This is a genomic window from Nocardioides sp. L-11A (genome assembly GCA_029961745.1).
In the GTDB taxonomy this organism is placed as follows: domain Bacteria; phylum Actinomycetota; class Actinomycetes; order Propionibacteriales; family Nocardioidaceae; genus Nocardioides.
In genome coordinates this window covers 2,992,469-3,009,048 of sequence record CP124680.1, presented here as the reverse complement: position 1 = coordinate 3,009,048, position 16,580 = coordinate 2,992,469, and the positions used below count along the sequence as shown (strand labels likewise).

Annotated in this window: 17 protein-coding genes and 1 tRNA gene; 10 read left to right on the top strand and 8 right to left on the bottom strand. The window is 72.4% G+C overall.

The window, feature by feature from the left end:
- Positions 1–19 precede the first annotated feature (19 nt).
- From QJ852_14410 to QJ852_14395, 4 genes are all read right to left on the bottom strand, one after another.
- Positions 20–1,087: a nitronate monooxygenase gene (locus tag QJ852_14410; GenBank protein ID WGX94346.1), complete on the bottom strand. Its 1,068-nt coding sequence runs from the start codon at positions 1,085–1,087 to the stop codon at positions 20–22.
- Positions 1,080–1,841: a CoA-transferase gene (locus QJ852_14405; GenBank protein ID WGX94345.1), complete on the bottom strand. Its 762-nt coding sequence runs from the start codon at positions 1,839–1,841 to the stop codon at positions 1,080–1,082. Before QJ852_14405 ends, QJ852_14410 begins: the two co-directional genes overlap by 8 nt.
- Positions 1,842–1,927: 86 nt before the next feature.
- Positions 1,928–2,836, bottom strand: a complete 909-nt coding sequence (locus tag QJ852_14400; GenBank protein WGX94344.1) for a CoA-transferase — start codon at positions 2,834–2,836, stop codon at positions 1,928–1,930.
- Positions 2,833–3,597 (bottom strand): enoyl-CoA hydratase family protein, encoded by a 765-nt coding sequence (locus tag QJ852_14395; GenBank protein ID WGX94343.1) that lies wholly within the window; start codon positions 3,595–3,597, stop codon positions 2,833–2,835. The genes QJ852_14400 and QJ852_14395 overlap by 4 nt, the downstream gene beginning before the upstream one ends.
- An 85-nt stretch (positions 3,598–3,682) precedes the next feature.
- Between QJ852_14395 and QJ852_14390 the strand changes: the two genes are divergently transcribed.
- Together QJ852_14390 and QJ852_14385 are read left to right on the top strand one after the other, a co-directional pair.
- Positions 3,683–4,567, top strand: a complete 885-nt coding sequence (locus tag QJ852_14390; GenBank protein ID WGX94342.1) for an SDR family oxidoreductase — start codon at positions 3,683–3,685, stop codon at positions 4,565–4,567.
- Between the two features lie 84 nt (positions 4,568–4,651).
- Positions 4,652–4,725: transfer RNA gene (locus QJ852_14385), tRNA-Pro, on the top strand.
- 59 nt (positions 4,726–4,784) lie between these two features.
- Here QJ852_14385 and QJ852_14380 read toward each other — a convergent pair.
- Positions 4,785–5,369: a TetR/AcrR family transcriptional regulator gene (locus QJ852_14380; GenBank protein ID WGX94341.1), complete on the bottom strand. Its 585-nt coding sequence runs from the start codon at positions 5,367–5,369 to the stop codon at positions 4,785–4,787.
- A 90-nt stretch (positions 5,370–5,459) separates the two neighbouring features.
- Here QJ852_14380 and QJ852_14375 point away from each other — a divergent pair, with 90 nt between their 5' ends.
- The 6 genes from QJ852_14375 to QJ852_14350 are packed head-to-tail and all read left to right on the top strand — an operon-like array spanning position 5,460 to position 11,385.
- Entirely contained in the window at positions 5,460–7,334 is a 1,875-nt protein-coding gene (locus QJ852_14375; GenBank protein ID WGX94340.1) for an aminoglycoside phosphotransferase family protein, read from the top strand.
- Between the two features lie 31 nt (positions 7,335–7,365).
- A complete protein-coding gene (locus tag QJ852_14370) occupies positions 7,366–7,872 on the top strand; it encodes a hypothetical protein (GenBank protein WGX94339.1) in 507 nt (168 codons plus the stop codon).
- Positions 7,869–8,498: an RES family NAD+ phosphorylase gene (locus QJ852_14365; GenBank protein WGX94338.1), complete on the top strand. Its 630-nt coding sequence runs from the start codon at positions 7,869–7,871 to the stop codon at positions 8,496–8,498. The genes QJ852_14370 and QJ852_14365 overlap by 4 nt, the downstream gene beginning before the upstream one ends.
- A 47-nt stretch (positions 8,499–8,545) precedes the next feature.
- On the top strand, positions 8,546–9,325 hold the full coding sequence (locus tag QJ852_14360; GenBank protein WGX94337.1) for a helix-turn-helix transcriptional regulator: 780 nt from the start codon (positions 8,546–8,548) through the stop codon (positions 9,323–9,325).
- Between the two features lie 22 nt (positions 9,326–9,347).
- The gene (locus QJ852_14355) at positions 9,348–10,376 is read left to right on the top strand and encodes an NADP-dependent oxidoreductase (protein WGX94336.1); all 1,029 of its coding nucleotides are present in this window, start codon (positions 9,348–9,350) and stop codon (positions 10,374–10,376) included.
- Between the two features lie 37 nt (positions 10,377–10,413).
- Complete coding sequence (locus QJ852_14350; protein ID WGX94335.1) at positions 10,414–11,385, top strand: diiron oxygenase; 972 nt, start codon at positions 10,414–10,416, stop codon at positions 11,383–11,385.
- 289 nt (positions 11,386–11,674) lie between these two features.
- Here the strand turns inward: QJ852_14350 and QJ852_14345 are convergent, their stop codons facing one another.
- Positions 11,675–12,418, bottom strand: coding sequence for a PaaX family transcriptional regulator C-terminal domain-containing protein (locus QJ852_14345; GenBank protein ID WGX94334.1), 744 nt, complete (start codon positions 12,416–12,418; stop codon positions 11,675–11,677).
- A 102-nt stretch (positions 12,419–12,520) separates the two neighbouring features.
- Between QJ852_14345 and QJ852_14340 the strand changes: the two genes are divergently transcribed.
- On the top strand, positions 12,521–13,354 hold the full coding sequence (locus QJ852_14340) for an NAD(P)-dependent oxidoreductase (GenBank protein ID WGX94333.1): 834 nt from the start codon (positions 12,521–12,523) through the stop codon (positions 13,352–13,354).
- Here QJ852_14340 and QJ852_14335 read toward each other — a convergent pair.
- Positions 13,348–14,556: a cytochrome P450 gene (locus QJ852_14335; GenBank protein WGX94332.1), complete on the bottom strand. Its 1,209-nt coding sequence runs from the start codon at positions 14,554–14,556 to the stop codon at positions 13,348–13,350. The two genes, QJ852_14340 and QJ852_14335, sit on opposite strands and share 7 nt — an antisense overlap.
- Before the next feature lie 131 nt (positions 14,557–14,687).
- On the opposite strand from QJ852_14335, the gene QJ852_14330 reads away from it, so the two are divergent.
- Complete coding sequence (locus QJ852_14330) at positions 14,688–15,248, top strand: helix-turn-helix domain-containing protein (GenBank protein WGX94331.1); 561 nt, start codon at positions 14,688–14,690, stop codon at positions 15,246–15,248.
- Here QJ852_14330 and QJ852_14325 read toward each other — a convergent pair.
- A complete protein-coding gene (locus tag QJ852_14325; protein ID WGX94330.1) occupies positions 15,235–16,572 on the bottom strand; it encodes a DUF2786 domain-containing protein in 1,338 nt (445 codons plus the stop codon). The genes QJ852_14330 and QJ852_14325 overlap by 14 nt on opposite strands.
- Positions 16,573–16,580: the final 8 nt, after the last annotated feature.

Sequence of the window (16,580 nt, the reverse complement as noted above, 5' to 3'; positions counted from 1 at the left end):
CGCGTCCGCGACCACCCGATCAGACCAGGTACGACGACGCGCGCTTCAGCTCGTCGGCCGCCTGGACGACGATCCGCTCGATCAGCTCCTCGCACGACGGCAGGTCGTCGATCACGCCGACGACCTGTCCGCTGGCGAGGACGCCGGCCGACGTGTCGCCCTCGACCAGGCCCGCCCGCAGCATGGTCGGCGTGTTGGCGGCGAGGGCCATCTGGCCGAGGGTGCGGCCCTGCGCCTTCTTCATCGCGCGGCCGTCCTTGAGCAGGGCGGACCACGACATCCCGGACGACCGCTTGAACTCCAGCGTGCGGCGCATCGTCGGGCCGAGTCGGCGCACGGCCGAGGTCTCTTCGAGCGATGCGACGAGGTCGGTGCGGAGCATCCGGTGGGGCATGCCGTCGACCTTGGTTGTGACCACCGTGTCGGCCAGCCCCTTCGACAGGTAGAGCTCCTTGACGGCGTCCGGGACGGCGGAGTCGCGGGTCAGCAGGAAGCGGGTGCCCATGCCGACCCCGGCGGCGCCGTACGACAGGGCCGCGGCGAGGCCGCGCCCGTCGTAGAAGCCGCCCGCAGCGATGACCGGGATGTCGACGGCGTCCAGCACGGTCGGCAGCAGCAGCGTCGTCGGGACGGCGCCGGTATGGCCGCCGCCCTCGCCGCCCTGGATCATCACGGCGTCGGCGCCCCACGAGGCGACCTTGACCGCGTGCTTGGCCGCGCCGATCGAGGGCATCACGACGATGTCGTGGTCCTTGAGCTTGGCGATCAGCTCCGGCTTGGGCGCCAGCGCGAAGGAGGCGACCTTCACCCCGTGGTCGATGAGGAGCTGGCAGCGGTCGCCCGCGTCGGCGGCGTCGGCGCGGAGGTTGACGCCGAACGGCTGGTCGGTGCGGCCCTTGACCTCGATGATGGCCTGCTCCAGCTCGGCGAAGGTCATCGTCGCGGACGCCAGGATGCCGAGACCGCCGGCGTTCGCGGTGCCGGAGACCAGGCGGGGGCCCGACACCCAGCCCATCCCGGTCTGCACGACGGGATGCGGGACCCCGACCAGGTCGGTGAACGGGGTCCGGAGCTGCTGCTCACGCATCCGGGACCTCCTTGAACCGCAGGCCCTTCGGGTCGATCATCTCGCGGATGAGGAGCAGCTCCTCGGTGGTCGGCTCGCGGGTGGTCGGGACATCGGCGGGCGCGTCGAGCGCGAACCCGGTCGCCTCGACCACCTCGGCCACGCTCACCCCCGGGTGCACCGAGACCAGGCGCACCGTGTCGCCGGCGCCGCCCAGGTCGAAGACCGCGAGGTTGCTGACGATGCGGTGGATGTCGTTGAACCGTGCCGCGCCGGGGCCGGCCGCCGCGGCCCGCGACGGGCCGACGCCGGAGACGATGTCGACCTGCTCGACGAAGACACGGGTCGAGTGCTTGGGCACCCAGTACGACGTCCGGTTGTTCACCGTGTTGCCCGGAGCGCCGCGCGAGCCGAGCAGCTGGCGCTTGGGCCGGGCGAAGTCGCCGATGGCGGAGATGTTCTGGTTGCCGTGTCGGTCGACCTGGGTGGCGCCCATCATCACGTGCCGCTTGCCGTAGGCGACGACGTCGAAGACCCGACGGAACGGGATCCAGCCCTCGACCACGTCCTTGCCGCCCAGCGGTGGGGTGCCGCCGAGGAAGACGGACTCGCCGTCGCTGATCACCAGGTCGGGGTTCGAGGTCAGCTTCGCCAGCCGGACGCCGAGCGTCGGCAGCAGGCCCATCGGGCTGGCGAAGATCTCGCCGTCCTCGCTGAAGGCGTCGGCGATCGCGGCGGCGCAGACGTCGGCACGTGTGAACTCGGTGTCACTCATCGAGCGTTCTGCGCTCGCTGCGCTCGCGCCACTCCCGCGCTCGCGGCCAGCGCCGCTGAGCTCGTTCCTCGCTCCGTCGCTGCCGCTCACTTGGTCGTCTCCTCGGTGAAGGCCTGGACGGCGGCCTGGTACGACGCCTCGTCGCCGGCCAGGAAGCGGTCGTGGAACGCCTGCCAGTCCTCGTCGGAGCCGGACGCGGCCGCGGCGTACGCGCGCTGGAACCTCTCGTCGCGCTCGTAGTCGGGCGTGCAGGTGCTGAAGTGGGCGCCGTTCGGCGTCTCCACGACGCCGGTCACCATCATCCGGCTCAGCAGCAGCCGCTGGACGGGCGTGTCGACGGTCAGGCCGGCGGTGTCGACGACCTGCTCGACGCTGACATAGGTCCTGTCGGCGGCCATCGCGAAGAGGTCGTCGAAGTACGGGTCGGGCCCGAGGTAGGACGCGTTGCCGTGCGGGTCGGCGCGGTTGAGGTGGACCAGCGCGGCGTCGAGCCGCAGCGCCGGGACGGCGACGAGCTCCTCGTGACCGTGACCCTCGTCGTACGGGCTGGTGACGGTCGTGATCCAGGGGTTGTTGACCAGGACGTCGGAGCCCAGGCCCGCGCGCATGGGCAGGAACGGCAGCCGCTCGGCTGCGGCCTTGAGTCCGGTCTGGAACATGCCCTCGTCGAGCTCGACGATCTCGGGGATCGCTAGCCCCGATTCGGGGGCGGCCTGGCGGGCGCGCTGGAAGTTCGGCTCGAGGGGGACCGAGTCGAGGGACACGAACGCGTAGACCAGCCGGCGGATCTTGCCCGCCCGGGCGAGGAGGCCGACGTCGGCGCCGCCCCAGCTGACGATGGTCAGGTCGGTGAGGTCGGAGTTGTAGAGCGCGCGGACCAGGGCCATCGGCTTGCGCCGCGGGCCCCAGCCGCCGATGCCGATCGTCATCCCGCTCTCCAGGCTGCCGATCACCTCGTCGATGCTCATCCGCTTGTCGCGCGGCTTGCGGCTCACTGGGCAGCCCCCTTGCTCTTGTCGGTACCGGCGAAGTCATCGCGCAGCTCGTCGCTGACGCCCATCAGGTTGAGCTCGAAGGTGAAGCCCTGCTCCCAGCGGTAGGACTTGTTGACGTCGACCGGGTCGATCCCGTTGAGCGCCTCCTTGGCCGCGCGGATGACCCGGGTGTCCTTGGCGGCGATCTCGCCGGCGACCTTCAGGGCGGCGTCGTCGAGCCGGTCGCGGGGGACCACCTCGAGGACGGAGCCGAACTGGACCAGGTCCTTGGCGGGGATGGTGCGCGCGGTGAAGTAGAGGGTGCGCATCATGTGCTGCGGGACCAGCCGCGCCATGTGCGTCGCGGCGCCGAGCGCGCCCTGGTTGACCTCGGGGACGCCGAAGTAGGCGTCCTCGCTCGCCACGATGACGTCGGCGTTGCCGACCAGGCCGACGCCGCCGCCGACGCAGAAGCCGTTGACGGCCGCCACCACGGGGACCGCGCATTGGTAGACGGCCTTGAAGGCGGCGAAGCAGCCCTTGTTGGCGCCGAGGAGGGCGTCGAAGCCCGTCGTGTGCTGCATCTCCTTGATGTCGACACCGGCGTTGAAGCCCTTGCCCTCCGCGCGCAGGACCACGACCTTGGTGTCGAGATCGGCGCCCGCCTCGTCGAGGGCGGCGGCCACGTCGTACCACCCCTGCACGGTGAGGGCGTTGACCGGGGGAGCGTTCATCGTGACGACGCGGATGCCGTCCGGCCGCAGCACGCTGGTGACTGTCATGGCGCCACCATACCAAGCACTTGCTTGGTAGCATACGTCCCGTCCCGCGCCCGCGTGGACACCCGACGTCGTAGAGGAGACCGAAGTGAGCAGGTTGCTGGAGGGGCGGGTCGCCATCGTGACCGGTGCCGGGCGAGGCATCGGACGCGCCCACGCCCTGGAGCTCGCGCGGCACGGCGCCCGGGTCGTCGTCAACGACTTCGGCGTGTCCCTCGCCGGCGAGGACACCACCGAGACGCCGGCCCATGAGGTCGTCGCCGAGATCGAGGCGATGGGCGGCGAGGCCGTCGTCAACGGCGCCGACGTCGCGGACTTCGCCGCCGCCGAGGCCATGGTGCGCCAGGCGATCGACGTGTACGGCGGCCTCGACATCCTCGTCAACAACGCCGGCTTCGTCCGCGACCGGATGCTCGTCAACACGAGCGAGGAGGAGTGGGACTCCGTCGTCCGCGTCCACCTGAAGGGCCACTTCGCGCCCCTGCGGCACGCCGGCGCCTACTGGCGCGCCGAGGCCAAGGAGGGGCGCCAGCGCGCGGCCCGGGTCATCAACACCTCCTCGGGCGCCGGCCTGCAGGGCTCGATCGGCCAGGCGACGTACTCCGCGGCCAAGGCGGGCATCGCCGGCCTGACCCTCGTCGCCGCCGCCGAGATGGGTCGGTACGGCGTCACCGTGAACGCGATCGCGCCCGTGGCCCGGACCCGGATGACCGAGGGTGCCTTCGACACCTCGGCCATGGCCCTGCCCGAGGACAACTCGCCGATCGTGGCCTGGCTGGCCTCCGAGGAGGCCGGGGACGTCACCGGCCGGGTCGTGGAGATCGACGGGTCGGTCATCACGGTCGAGAACGGCTGGGCCCATGGCGCCTCCCGCGACAACGGCACCCGCTGGGAGGCCGACCGGGTCGGCCCCGCCCTCCGTGAGCTGCTCGCCGCGGGACCGGCCCCCGAGCCGGTCTACGGCACCTCCTGAGCGACTCCACGGAGGCCGATTCGGGAAGCCCGGGCGGCTGCGGTAGTGTTCCGTTCGCTCCGGCGGTGATGCCGAACGGGGCTTCGGGCTGTAGCGCAGCTTGGTAGCGCACCTGACTGGGGGTCAGGGGGTCGCAGGTTCAAATCCTGTCAGCCCGACAGAAAAGCCCAGGCGAGAGTAGGTCTCCTCGCCTGGGCTTCGTCGCGTCCGGGCTCATTCACCGCCCGGCGTCGCCCGCCGGCGGCCGGGCGGCGATGCTGCTGGCGATCAGATCGGTGAGTGCCTCGACCGCGTCGTCGGCGGTGATGGCGCCCCGATTGAGCTCGGCGCCCAGGGTCTCCGCGGCACCGAGGACGGCGACGCAGCGCAGCCGCAGCGCGACGGCGGTGAGATGCGAGTACGGCAGCAGGGTGGTGGCCATCCAGTCGCGGTAGCTGTCCAGCATGGCCAGCTGGATCGCGAGGACTTCGGGGTTCCCTTTGAGGGCCGCTGAGATCGCGTCGAACTCGGGCATGTCGGTGGCGCAGGCGAAGTAGGCGGCGCTCAGCACGCGAGCGAGCTCCGTCCTGTCCGGTGCTGCCGCGAGGGCGGCCTGTTCGGCGGTGCGTCGGAGCTTCTCGTCGAGTCGCCGGTAGAGGGCGAGGAGCAGCTCGGGTCGGGTGCCGAAGTGGTCGTAGACGATCGGCCTGCTCACTCCTGCGGCCTCGGCGAGGGTGACGAGGGTGAGGCGGTCGGCGCCGTGGTTGCGCACCATCGCCAAGGCGGTGTCGAGCAGCTGCTCGCGCCGCGCCGCCCTGGACATCCGAGCAGCCTTCTCTCCCGCCATGGGGACACAATAGCTACATTGAGTAGGTTACAAAATGTAGTGAAACCTGCGGAGAGGATCTCAACGATGCGACCATCCATCTTGATTCTTGGCGGCTCCGGCCAGGCCGGGTCCGACACGGCCGCTCTGTTGCGGCGCTGGCATCCGACGGTGCCGCTGACGATCGCGGGCCGCGATCTTGATCGCGCGCAGCGTGTGGCCGGCGAGGTCGGCGGGGCGACGGCGGTCACGATCGACCTGCGCCGCCGCGACCTCGGGCTGCCCGACGATGCTGTCTACTCGGCGGTGGTCGCGGCCTTGTGGGACGACCGGCTCAACGGCCTCAGGTACGCACAGGACCGCGGCCTGCCGTACCTGAGCATTTCGAGCGGTCTGCTCGACATCGGGCCCGAGGTCGTCGCCGGCGCCCAACGGGCGAGCGCCGCACCGATCCTGGTGGCGAGCCATTTCTGCGCTGGGATCGCCACGCTCGCGGCACTGGACGTCGCCGGCGACCTCGACCGCATCGACAGCATCCGGCTCGGGCTGATCCTGGACGAGACCGACACCGGCGGACCGGCCGGGACCGCCGATCTCGAGCGCTGGTCGGCGGTGACCGCGGCGGGCCTGGTGCGCCACGACGGCGTCTTCACCTGGCTGAGCGCCGACACCACGCAGGTCGACGTCCGTGCCGTCGACGGCGCCCAGATGGCGGGGCACAGCATCCCCATCCTCGACGTGCCGAGTCTGGCGCTGGCGACCGGAGCTCCTGATGTCCGGGTGGACCTCGCCGTCGGTGAGTCATCGAGCCGTCGGCGCGGCAAGGCCGCCTCGATCGAGATCCGCATCGACATGACCGGAACCGACGCGACCGGAACGTCACGACGCCTGAGCCGCTACCTGATCCATCCCCACGGCCAACGACCCCTCACCGCCGTCGGCATCGCCCTCGGCGTCGAGCGCCTGGCCGGCCTCCGCGGAGACCCCGTGAGGCCAGGCATCCACACCCCCGAGTCGTTGATCGACCCCGGCTACGCCGCGCAGCGGCTGAGCGAGATCGGCGCCGTCCTCGCTGACGCGCCACCCGACAGCGCAGGCCCGGGAGGGGAGAGCGCCGGGCAGGCACTCGATCCGTGGCAGGAGGTGCTTGCTCGCTGGGATCTCTCGGCCGACGGGGCACCGTTGGCCACGCCCGGCAGCGACCTGCTCCCCGTGCGGTGGAACGGCCGGCCTGCGATGCTCAAGCGCGCGAACACCCCCGAGGAGCGAGCCGGGGCCGCCGTGCTGCGGTGGTGGGGCGGCGACGGGGCCGCGGAGGTGTTCACGCACGAGGGCGACACCGTCCTCATGGAGCGGGCGACCGGCGACGGCGATCTCATGGCCATGGCCCTGGGAGGCCGCGACGACGAGGCCACCCGGATCCTGTGCGACACCGTCGCACACCTGCACCGGAACCGCCCTGGCGCGCCCGCGACCGACCTGGTCCCCCTCCGGGAGTGGTTCGCCTCCCTCGCGGCGGTCCGCGAGGACGGCCCGCGGTATGCACGATCGTGGGAGGCGGCCGAGGCGCTGCTCGCAGACCCGCGCGACGAGGTGGTGCTGCACGGCGACGTGCATCACGACAACGTCCTCGACTTCGGCGCTCGGAGCTGGCTGGCGATCGACCCGAAATGCGTCACGGGCGAGCGCGGCTACGACTACGCCAACCTGCTGACCAACCCCGATCTGCCGACCGCGGCGGAGCCCGCCCGCTTCGCCCGCCAGCTCGACGTGATCGTCACGGCGTCCGGTCTGCCGCGTGAGCGCCTGCTGCGGTGGGTGGTCGCCTTCGCCGGCCTCTCCGCCGCCTGGTTCGACGAGGACGGCGACTCCGGGCGGCGGGACCGTGACTTCGCCGTCGCCGATCTCGCCGCCGCGCACCTGTCGGACGCGGCAGGGCGTGCGGTTCGTGCGCTATCCTGATGGTGCACGAGATGCATGGAAGGGGGCGGCGATGACGACCGTGGACGACCTCATCAGGAGTGACCGGACCATCCGGGCGAGCGCCAGTGCCCTGGGCTTCGCGCTCGCGTCGGTGGAGACCTATGCCGAGCCCGCCCTGGCCCGGGCGGTCCAGGCCGAGCAGAACCTGTACGACCGCCTGGCCGAGGAGTTCGGGATGCTGACCCCCGGCGAGGCGGGCCAGCGACTCGGCTCGCGCTCCCGGGCACCGCGCAATCTCGCGGCCCAGGCACGCAAGGCGGGGCGGCTGCTGGCGATCAAGCGCGGCAGCCACGTCCTCTACCCGGGGTTCCAGTTCGGGGAGGACGGGCAGCCGCTGCCGGTCATCGCGGCCCTGGTCGAGCTCGCCAGGCGCCACGAGCGGTCCGAGACGGGCATCGTGCAGTGGCTGTGCGGGCCGACCACCTACCTCGACGGGAGGCGTCCGGTCGATCTGGTCCGGTCCACCCCGGACGAGGTGCTCGCGCTCGCCGAGAGGGCGTGGGGCGTCGAGTGGTGACACCGGCGCCGCCGGACGTGTTCGACCCCGCCGTCGCCCGCGTCGAGGCGGGTGAGCGGCTGTACCGCGTGCACAGCAACACCCGCGGCGCGCTCGAGTTCAACCCCGGCGTGGGATCGCCGACCCGGTTCGCCTTCTTCGAGGACGAGGCCGGGGGCACCGTGCCGGTGCTCTACGCCGCGGCCGCGCAGGACGGAGCGGTGGCCGAGACGCTGCTCCACGACGTCCCGATCGGCGGCGGCCTGCTCGGGTACGACGACTATGCGTCGAAGGTCATGAGCCGGATCGTGGTGTCCCGGCGGCTGAGGCTGGCCATGCTGCACGGACTGGGGCTGCGCCGGCTCCGGGTCACCGCGGACCAGGTCACGTCGTCCCCGGCGTCCAGGTACGCCGGCACCGTGGCCTGGGCGAGGGCGGCGCACGAGGCGGGTCTCGACGGTCTCGTCTGGATGTCGCGTCAGTGCAACGATGCCCGGGCCTACGTGTTCTTCGGCGACCGCTGCGGAGACGCGTTCGCGGTCGATGACGGGTTCGGCCGGACCTTCGCCACCGGCGTCGACCTCCTGTGGCTCATCGAGCTGTGCGCGCCGCTGCGGGTCGACGTCCTGCCCCCGCCGTCGTCATGACCTGGGAGGTCATGGGCACCGTGACCCCGGCTGCCTAGGCTGCGGACATGACCGTGTTGGTGGAGAGCCCCCAGGTGGGGCCGATGCTCCGTTCGTGGCGGGAGCGCCGCCGGTTCAGCCAGCAGGAGCTGTCGAACCGGTCGACCGTGTCCACCCGGCACCTCAGCCGGGTCGAGACCGGGCGGGCGCACCCGACGCCGGACATGATCCTGCACCTCGCCGAGAACCTGGAGGTCCCGCTGCGCGAGCGCAACCGGCTGCTGCTGGCGGCGGGCTACGCCCCCCGCTACTCCGAGCACGCCCTGGACGACGGCTCGCTCGCGGTGGTCATGGAGGGCCTGCGCCGGCTGCTCGACGCGCACCTGCCGTACCCCGCCCTGCTGCTCGACGACTACTGGGACGTCGTCGACGCCAATGCCGCGATCGCACCCTTCCTTTCCGGCTGCTCGCCGGAGCTGCTGGAGCCGCCGATCAACGTCGTCCGGCTGTGCCTGCGCGACGACGGACTGGCCAGCCGGGTCGGCAACCTCGACCTGTGGGCCGGCCACCTCTACCACCGCGCCGTCGGCCGGGCCGAGCGCACGCACGACCCGCGCCACCACGCACTGGTGGCCGAGATCGTGGAGCTCTCAGGCGGCGTACCCCGGCTGGACCCGGTCACGACCGGCCCGGTGCTCACCCTGGAGCTGCGGTACGACGACCGGGTGCTGCGGATGTTCAGCACTGCCGCGCAGCTGACGACGGCGACCGACGCCGCCCTGGAAGGGCTGGCGCTGGAGACCTTCCTGCCGGCGGACGAGGAGACCCGCGCGTTCTTCACGAGCTGAGCACAACCACTAGGTTCGACCCGTGCAGACCACCCAGATCCGCCTCGCCGCCCGCCCCGTGGGCGAGCCGGCCGACAGCGACTTCGCCTTCGTCACCGAGGACCTGCCCGCGCTCGCCGAGGGCCAGGTGCTGCTCCGCACCGTCTACCTCTCCCTCGACCCGTACATGCGTGGGCGGATGGGCGAGGCCCGGTCGTACGCCGAGCCGGTGCCGCTCGGCGGTGTCATGGTCGGCCAGACGGTGTGCGAGGTGGTGGAGAGCCGGTCCGAGCGGCGCGCCGTCGGCGACCTCGTGCTCGCCTTCACGGGCTGGCAGACGCATGCCGTCGCCGACGCCCGGCACACCCGCCGGCTGGACCCGGCCGAGGCGCCCGTCTCGACCGCGCTGGGCGTGCTGGGGATGCCCGGGTTCACGGCGTACGCGGGTCTCCTGGAGATCGGGCGCCCGCAACCGGGGGAGACCGTGGTCGTGGCGGCCGCGACCGGGCCGGTCGGCTCGGCCGTCGGGCAGATCGCCCAGCTCAAGGGCGCACGCTCGGTCGGTATCGCGGGCGGTCCGGAGAAGGTCCGGGCCCTGACCGAGGACTTCGGCTTCGACGTCGCACTCGACCATCGCTCGCCGTCCTTCCGCGACGACCTGGCGGCGGCGACGCCGGACGGGATCGATGTCTACTTCGAGAACGTCGGCGGCGCCGTCGCCGAGGCCGTGAACCGCCGCCTCAACCTGTACGCGCGGATCCCGGTCTGCGGGCTGGTCGCCGACTACAACGCGACCGAGGACCCGACCGGCCCGGACCGCCTGCCGGCGTACCTGCGACGAGTGCTGACCCGAAGCCTGACGGTGCGCGGCTTCATCCAGAGCGAGTTCGAGCCGACCCTCACCGAGCCCTTCCGGCGCGACATGGCGGCGTGGGTGCGCGAGGGCCGGGTGCGCTACCGCGAGGACGTGGTCGAGGGCCTCGAGAGCGTGCCGGAGGCCTTCCGTGGCCTGCTCGTCGGCCGCAACTTCGGCAAGCTCCTGGTCCGGGTGGGCGACGACCCGACCCGATGAGCCTTGCGATAGGTGTTACCAGCGGTAGCATCTAGGCATGGGTGGCATCGGTGTGGACCAGACGGACTACCAGGACCTGTTGCGGACGCTGTCCGAGGCTTCGGTCGAGCACCACTTCGACGCGTTCCTCGACATCGCGTGGGACGACCCGGCGTACGCCATCGACCCGCAGGATCCGCGCTGGATCCTCCCGGACGTCGATCCGCTCGGGCGCACCGAGTGGTACCGCTCGCTGCCGGTGGAGCGGCAGATCGAGGTCGGCTTCTACCGCCAGACCAATGTGGTCAAGGTGGGCCTGCAGTTCGAGCAGGTGCTGATCGCCGGCCTGATGATGTACTGCCTCGACCTGCCCAACGGCCGCGCCGAGTTCCGGTACTCCACGCACGAGGCGACCGAGGAGTGCCACCACACCCAGATGTTCCAGGAGTTCGTGAACCGGACCGGCCTGGACGTCCCCGGCGCGCACAGCCTGTTCCGCGCCCTCGGCCCGTTCCTGCCCCTGGCCGCCAAGCGCCTGCCCTTCATCTTCTTCATCGGCGTGTTGGGCGGCGAGGAGCCGATCGACTACGTGCAGAAGGTGATGCTCCGGTCCGGTGCTCCGATGCATCCCCTGCTGGAGCGGATCAGCCAGATCCACGTCGCCGAGGAGGCGCGGCACATCGGCTTCGCGCACCAGTTCCTCGAGCACCGCGCGCCTGGCCTCAATGTCGTCCAGCGCGGCGTCGCCTCCGTGCTCATGCCGGTCCTGATGCGCGTGCTGTGTGACGCGATCGCCGTACCCGGACCGAGGGCCGTGCGCGACATGGGCATCCCCCGGGAGGTCGTGCGCGAGGTCTGGTGGGGGAGTCCGGAGTCGCGGAAGTTCCTGCGCGACATGTTCGGTGACGTGCGGATGCTGGCCGAGGAGACCGGCCTGATGAACCCGGTGTCGCGGCGGATCTGGCGCGCACTCGGCATCGCGGGGCGTCCCAACCGGTTCCGCAGCGAGCCGGTGCCGGCGGCGGACTGAGAACAGCGAGGCGGCCGCGGTGGCCCATGCTCAGTTCGAGTCGATCCACCCGTTCACGGTCATCCGGTATCGGGGCATCGCACGGCACGTCGTGATCCCGACGGCGTCGGCGCTCGTCGCCCAGCGCGAGTGGTACTTCGCCGCCCTCGACGCCTACCGGGCCGGCCGTCCCCGGGACGGCTGCCGCGCGCCTCGTCGACGACCTTGTGGCCGAGCCGATCTTCACGACCGAGGAGGTCGAGCGGCCGGGCCCGGCGGGACCGGCCTTGACGGCAGGGGCCGGGTCGATTCAGTCCGAGCCTTCGTCGGTGAGGCTGCGCCGCATGTCGACCACCCACTGCTTGGAGGCGACGTGCGAGGCGCGCAGCGCGTCGCCGGGCCAGTCGTCGGGCAATAGCGCCGCAGGCAGCACCGGGTCGGTCAGCAGGTGCCGTCCCGAGGTGGCGCACGCGGTGAACCGGAGCACCGGGTCGTCGGTGTCGGTCGTGGCGAGCAGCTGGCGGGCGGTCGCCGCCCAGGCGTCGAGGTCCCAGAGGCGGGCGGCCAGTGCGGCGGGCTCGGTGTCCGGCGCCGCGCCGGTGAACCGGTCGCAGACCGCGCCGACGGCGTCGGGCCAGGTCAGGTGGAGGTTGGCCGGGCGGGTCCACACGCCCTCGCGGAGCTCGGCGAGGCGGAGTGCGGACAGGTTCGCGCGCAGGTCGGCCCGGTCGCCGGCGGTACGTCCGGCGGTCGTCACGGCGACCAGGATCCAGGAGCCGTCCCAGTCCCGGAGCGAGGGGTGCGTCGCCTCCTCCTGGCGGCGTTGCCGTCCAGCGAGGCGCTCGGAGAGCCGGTACCCACCCTCCTCGTCCCGGACGACGTCGCCGGCGGTGGCCATCCGCGACAGTGCGACCCGCACCGTGGCCTCGGCGAAGCCCACCGCGGAGGCGGCCGCCACGAGCTCGCGCGTCGTGAGCCGGGGGACCTCCGCACCCAGGAGCAGGGTGAGCAGGGCCGAGCGAGTCGAGACGGGCTTGAGGTCGAGGGCTGCCATGGCGACAGCGATGTTACAGAAGCCGGACGGTTGCGGCGCATCTGTTGTGACCTGCTTCTAACGCTCTTGGCACGGTTGTAGCCGTTGTGTAACGGTGCCGCCATGACTGAGAAGCGACTTGCGGGGCGGACCCTGATGATGTCCGGCGGCAGCCGGGGGATCGGGCTGGCGATCGGGCTGGCGGCGGCGCGGGAGGGCGCCAACGTCGTACTGCTGGCGAAGACCGACATCCCGGACCCGCGGCTGCCCGGCACGGTGCACACCGCTGCCGCGGAGATCGAGGCCGTGGGCGGGCAGGCGCTGGCCGTCGTCGGCGACGTGCGCGACGAGACGTCCGTGACGGACGCCGTCGCCCGTGCGGTCGAGCGCTTCGGCGGGATCGACATCTGCCTCAACAACGCCTCGGCGATCGCCCTCGACGGCACCGAGGCGCTGCCGGTGAAGCGCTTCGACCTGATGACCCAGATCCAGCTGCGCGGCACCTATCTGCTCACCCGTGCCTGTCTGCCTCACCTGCGCGCGGGCGACAACCCTCACATCCTCTCACTCAGCCCGCCGCTCAACCTGTCGCCGGAGTGGCTGGGCAAGCACCCGGCGTACACGCTGGCGAAGTACGGCATGTCGCTGCTGACCCTCGGCTGGGCGGCGGAGTACGCCGAGGCGGGAGTCGCGGCCAACTGCCTGTGGCCGGAGACGCTGATCGCCACCTCCGCCGTGCAGAACCTCCTCGGCGGCGACACGGCCATGCAGCGGGCACGAACGCCGGAGATCATGGCCGACGCCGCGATGGCGATCCTCGCCCGGCCGTCACGCTCCTTCACGGGCAACGCCGTCCTCGACGTGGATGTGCTCCGCGAGGCCGGCGTCACCGACCTGTCGTCGTACGGCGGCACGGGCGAGCTGGAGTACGACATCTTCGTGGACGCGCCTCAGTAGGAGAGCGCGAGCCGCAGCCGGGTGTGGCGTCGCACGAAGATGCTCGGCGCCCACACCGCGGCGCTCGGCTCGCCCTCGTCGAGCCGGAAGGAGGACGTGCGGACCAGCAGTGCCCGCAGCGCGGCGCTCGCCTCCATCCGGGCCAAGGCCGAACCGACGCAGAAGTGCGCGCCGCGGCCGAATGCGAGGTGCTGGCGGATCCCGGGCCGCGTGAGGTCCAGCTCGTCGGGCCGCTCGAAGCGGGCCGGGTCACGGTTCGCCGCGCCCCACATCAGCAGCAGGCTGCTCCCCGCGGGGAGGGACACGTCGCCCAGCACGGTGTCGGCCGCCACCTGTCGATAGTGGCCACGGAACGGCGACTCCAGACGGAGGCACTCGTCGAGGAGCGGATCCAGCAGCTCCGGCTCGGTGCGGACCCGGTCCTGCAGCGCGGCGTCGGTCGCGAGGCGGCGAGCAGCCGTGGCGACCAACCCGGCCGTGGACTCGCCGCCTGCGCCCACCAGCTGGAGCAGGATCAGGACCGCCGTGTTGGCCTCGAGATCACCGGCCAGGCAGGCGTGGGCCAGCTCGCCCATCAGGTCGTCGCCGGGCCGCGCGAGCGCCGCCTCGAAGCGCCGGGCAAGGTGATCGTGCAGCTCGAGGGACGCGCTCACCGTCGCGTCGAGCCGATCGTCGTCGACCCAGCCGCCGAGCATCTCGGTGCTGTCATAGGCCCAGTGCAACAGCGCCGGCACGTCCGCGGCGGGGAGTCCGAGCAGGTCGGCGACCAGTGCGATCGGGAGCCGGTCGGCCATGTCGCGGGCCCAGTCGGCGATCCCGTCCGTGAACCATCCATCCCAGAGCCGGTCGACGTGCTGGGCGACCGTCGACTCCAGCGCCCGGATCCGGCGACCGATCGTGCCCATCACGGCGGTGCGGTGCGTCGGGTGCACCGGGTCGTCCGCGGTGGCCAGCACCTGCTCGACGGTGCCGCCGCCGTCCATCGCGAGCTCGGCCGCGGTGCCGTCCGCGCGTCGGAGCAGGACCGTGCGCAGGTGGGAGGAGTACGTCGCCGGGTCCGCGAGCGCTTCTCGGACCAGGTCCCACGAGGTCACCAGGTGGACCCCCGTGCCGGCGACCCGGTGCACCGGCGCATTCCTGCGCAGCCGGGCGAGCGCCGGGTACGGATCGTCGATGAGGGTCGGGTCGAAGACGTCGAACATGGGCGCCAGCGTCGAGCGCCCGGCCCGCGTGGTCAACCGGCGCGGACAGGTCGGGCATCCGCCAGCGTCCTGGTGTCTCATCGCAGGCGTGAATCTGGCGGGACTCTGTCTCAGCGCGGGACACTCTGCACATGGGTGACGACTGGCTCGTCGGCGGCCGCCGCCGGGAGGTCGCCGTGCGACGGATCCATCGCGCGGCGCGCGAGCTCTTCCTCGAACGCGGCATCGACCGGACCACCGCGGACGCGGTGGCGCGCCGGGCCGGCTGTTCCCGAGCCACCTTCTACCGGCTCGTGGGGAGCCGGGCCGCGCTCGTCGACGCCCTGCTGACCGCCGGGGCGGCCGGCGTGGTCGCCCGCGTCGAGGAGGCCACCGCCGGCCTGACCGGTGCCGCCCGGGCGACCGAGGCCATCGTCGCCGCCGCCGAGGCGATCCGGGCCGACCGGGTCGTCGCGGCGTGGCTGCGGGACCGTGGCAGCCTCGACGACGTCCTCGGCGGCCCGGACGGGGTCACGGCTCTCGCGAGCTCGCTCACCGGTGCCGTCCGCGCCGAGGGGCGCGACGGCGAGTGGATCGTCCGCTCGGTGCTGTCACTGGTGGCGATGCCGGGCGGCGATCCGGTGGCCGAGCGTGAGCTGGTGGCGGCGTACGTCGTCGCGCCACTGGGACTCGGCGGACTCAGCGGGAGTTGAGGGCCCGCTCGGTGCCGAGGCTGGCCCGGGCCGCGGCGCGGGTGCCGGCATCGCGGGAGCCCGGGGCGGCGTGGCCGGCCTGGGCGGCGCCCTTCCAGGTGCCGCGGATGCCGTGGTCGCGCTGCATCCGGCCGAAGTAGTCGACGACCTCGACCTCCCGGGCCCGGAGCGCGAGCTCGGTGGAGGTGGGGCCCTCGGGCACAGGGACGTCGGCGGCGATCGCCGCGGCCCGGGTCTCGGCGCGGGCGGCCGCGAGCCGCTCGCCGATGTGGTCGGCCCAGGCCTCGTAGAACGCTGCCCGGGCGGTCGAGCCGTGCACCGGTCGGACCTCCCAGCGGCGGCGCCGAGCGTTCCACACCTCGCGCTGGTCGGCCTTGTGGGCGCCCGAGCGCAGGTGCGCGTCGCCGTCGGCCACCATCTGGGTGACCAGTGTGGCGTAGAGCGCCTGCACGACCGCGATGTCGGAGGGGAAGCCGTAGAGCGTCACCCGGGTGTTGCTGGTGTAGATCGCCACCCGCACCTCGTTGGCCCGCGCGATCTCCAGCATCAGGCGCACGTAGCGCGCCAGGGACCGCTTGCCGGACTCGCCGATCAGCACCGTCTCCCAGGTCGGCTCCTCACGGCTCTCCTCGGCTCCGGCGGTGGCCCGGGCGACGGCGAGTGCGATCTGATGGCGGGTGGCCAGCGACTGCGCCTTGGCGAAGAACGCCTCACGCTCGGCCTGGTTGGCGGTGCGCTCGGCCTGGCGCAGCAGGCGCCCGATCCGCAGCAGCGTGCGGTCCTCGCCGTCGACGCCGGTGTCGAGGCCGTGCAGCCGGTAGGCCGTGTGGAGCAGGTCGGCCTGGACCGGCCGACCGACGTCCTCGAGCAGCCGGAGGAAGGTCGTGCGGAAGGCCGCGCCGTGTCCCTCGGCCCCGGCCAGATGGTGCGCGACCTCGTGGAGGACGACCGCCGCCCGCAGGGACCAGTCGCCGCCGACCTCCCGGGGCGGGATCGCCACGACGCCGCGCGCCGGCAGCTCGTCGTACTCGTAGTGGGCGCGGGTGTGGCCCCGCCGCGCACGGACCACGAGCGGCACGCCGGCGAGGTCGAGGCCGGTGCCGTCGTCGTACCTGCTGCCGGTGGCGACGAGGTGGGCCAGCACCCGGTCGACGAACTCCTGGACGTGAGCGGGATCGGTGAACCGGGGCTCGGTCTCAGGCTCGAACGCCTGCAGGTCGGGACCGACCTGGACCCGCAGCGCCCGGCCGGGGGTGCGGGACGCCTCGTCGAGCCAGCCGGCGAAGAGGTCCTCGGCGGCGTAGACCTCGCGGGTGTCGGGCATGCCCCCAG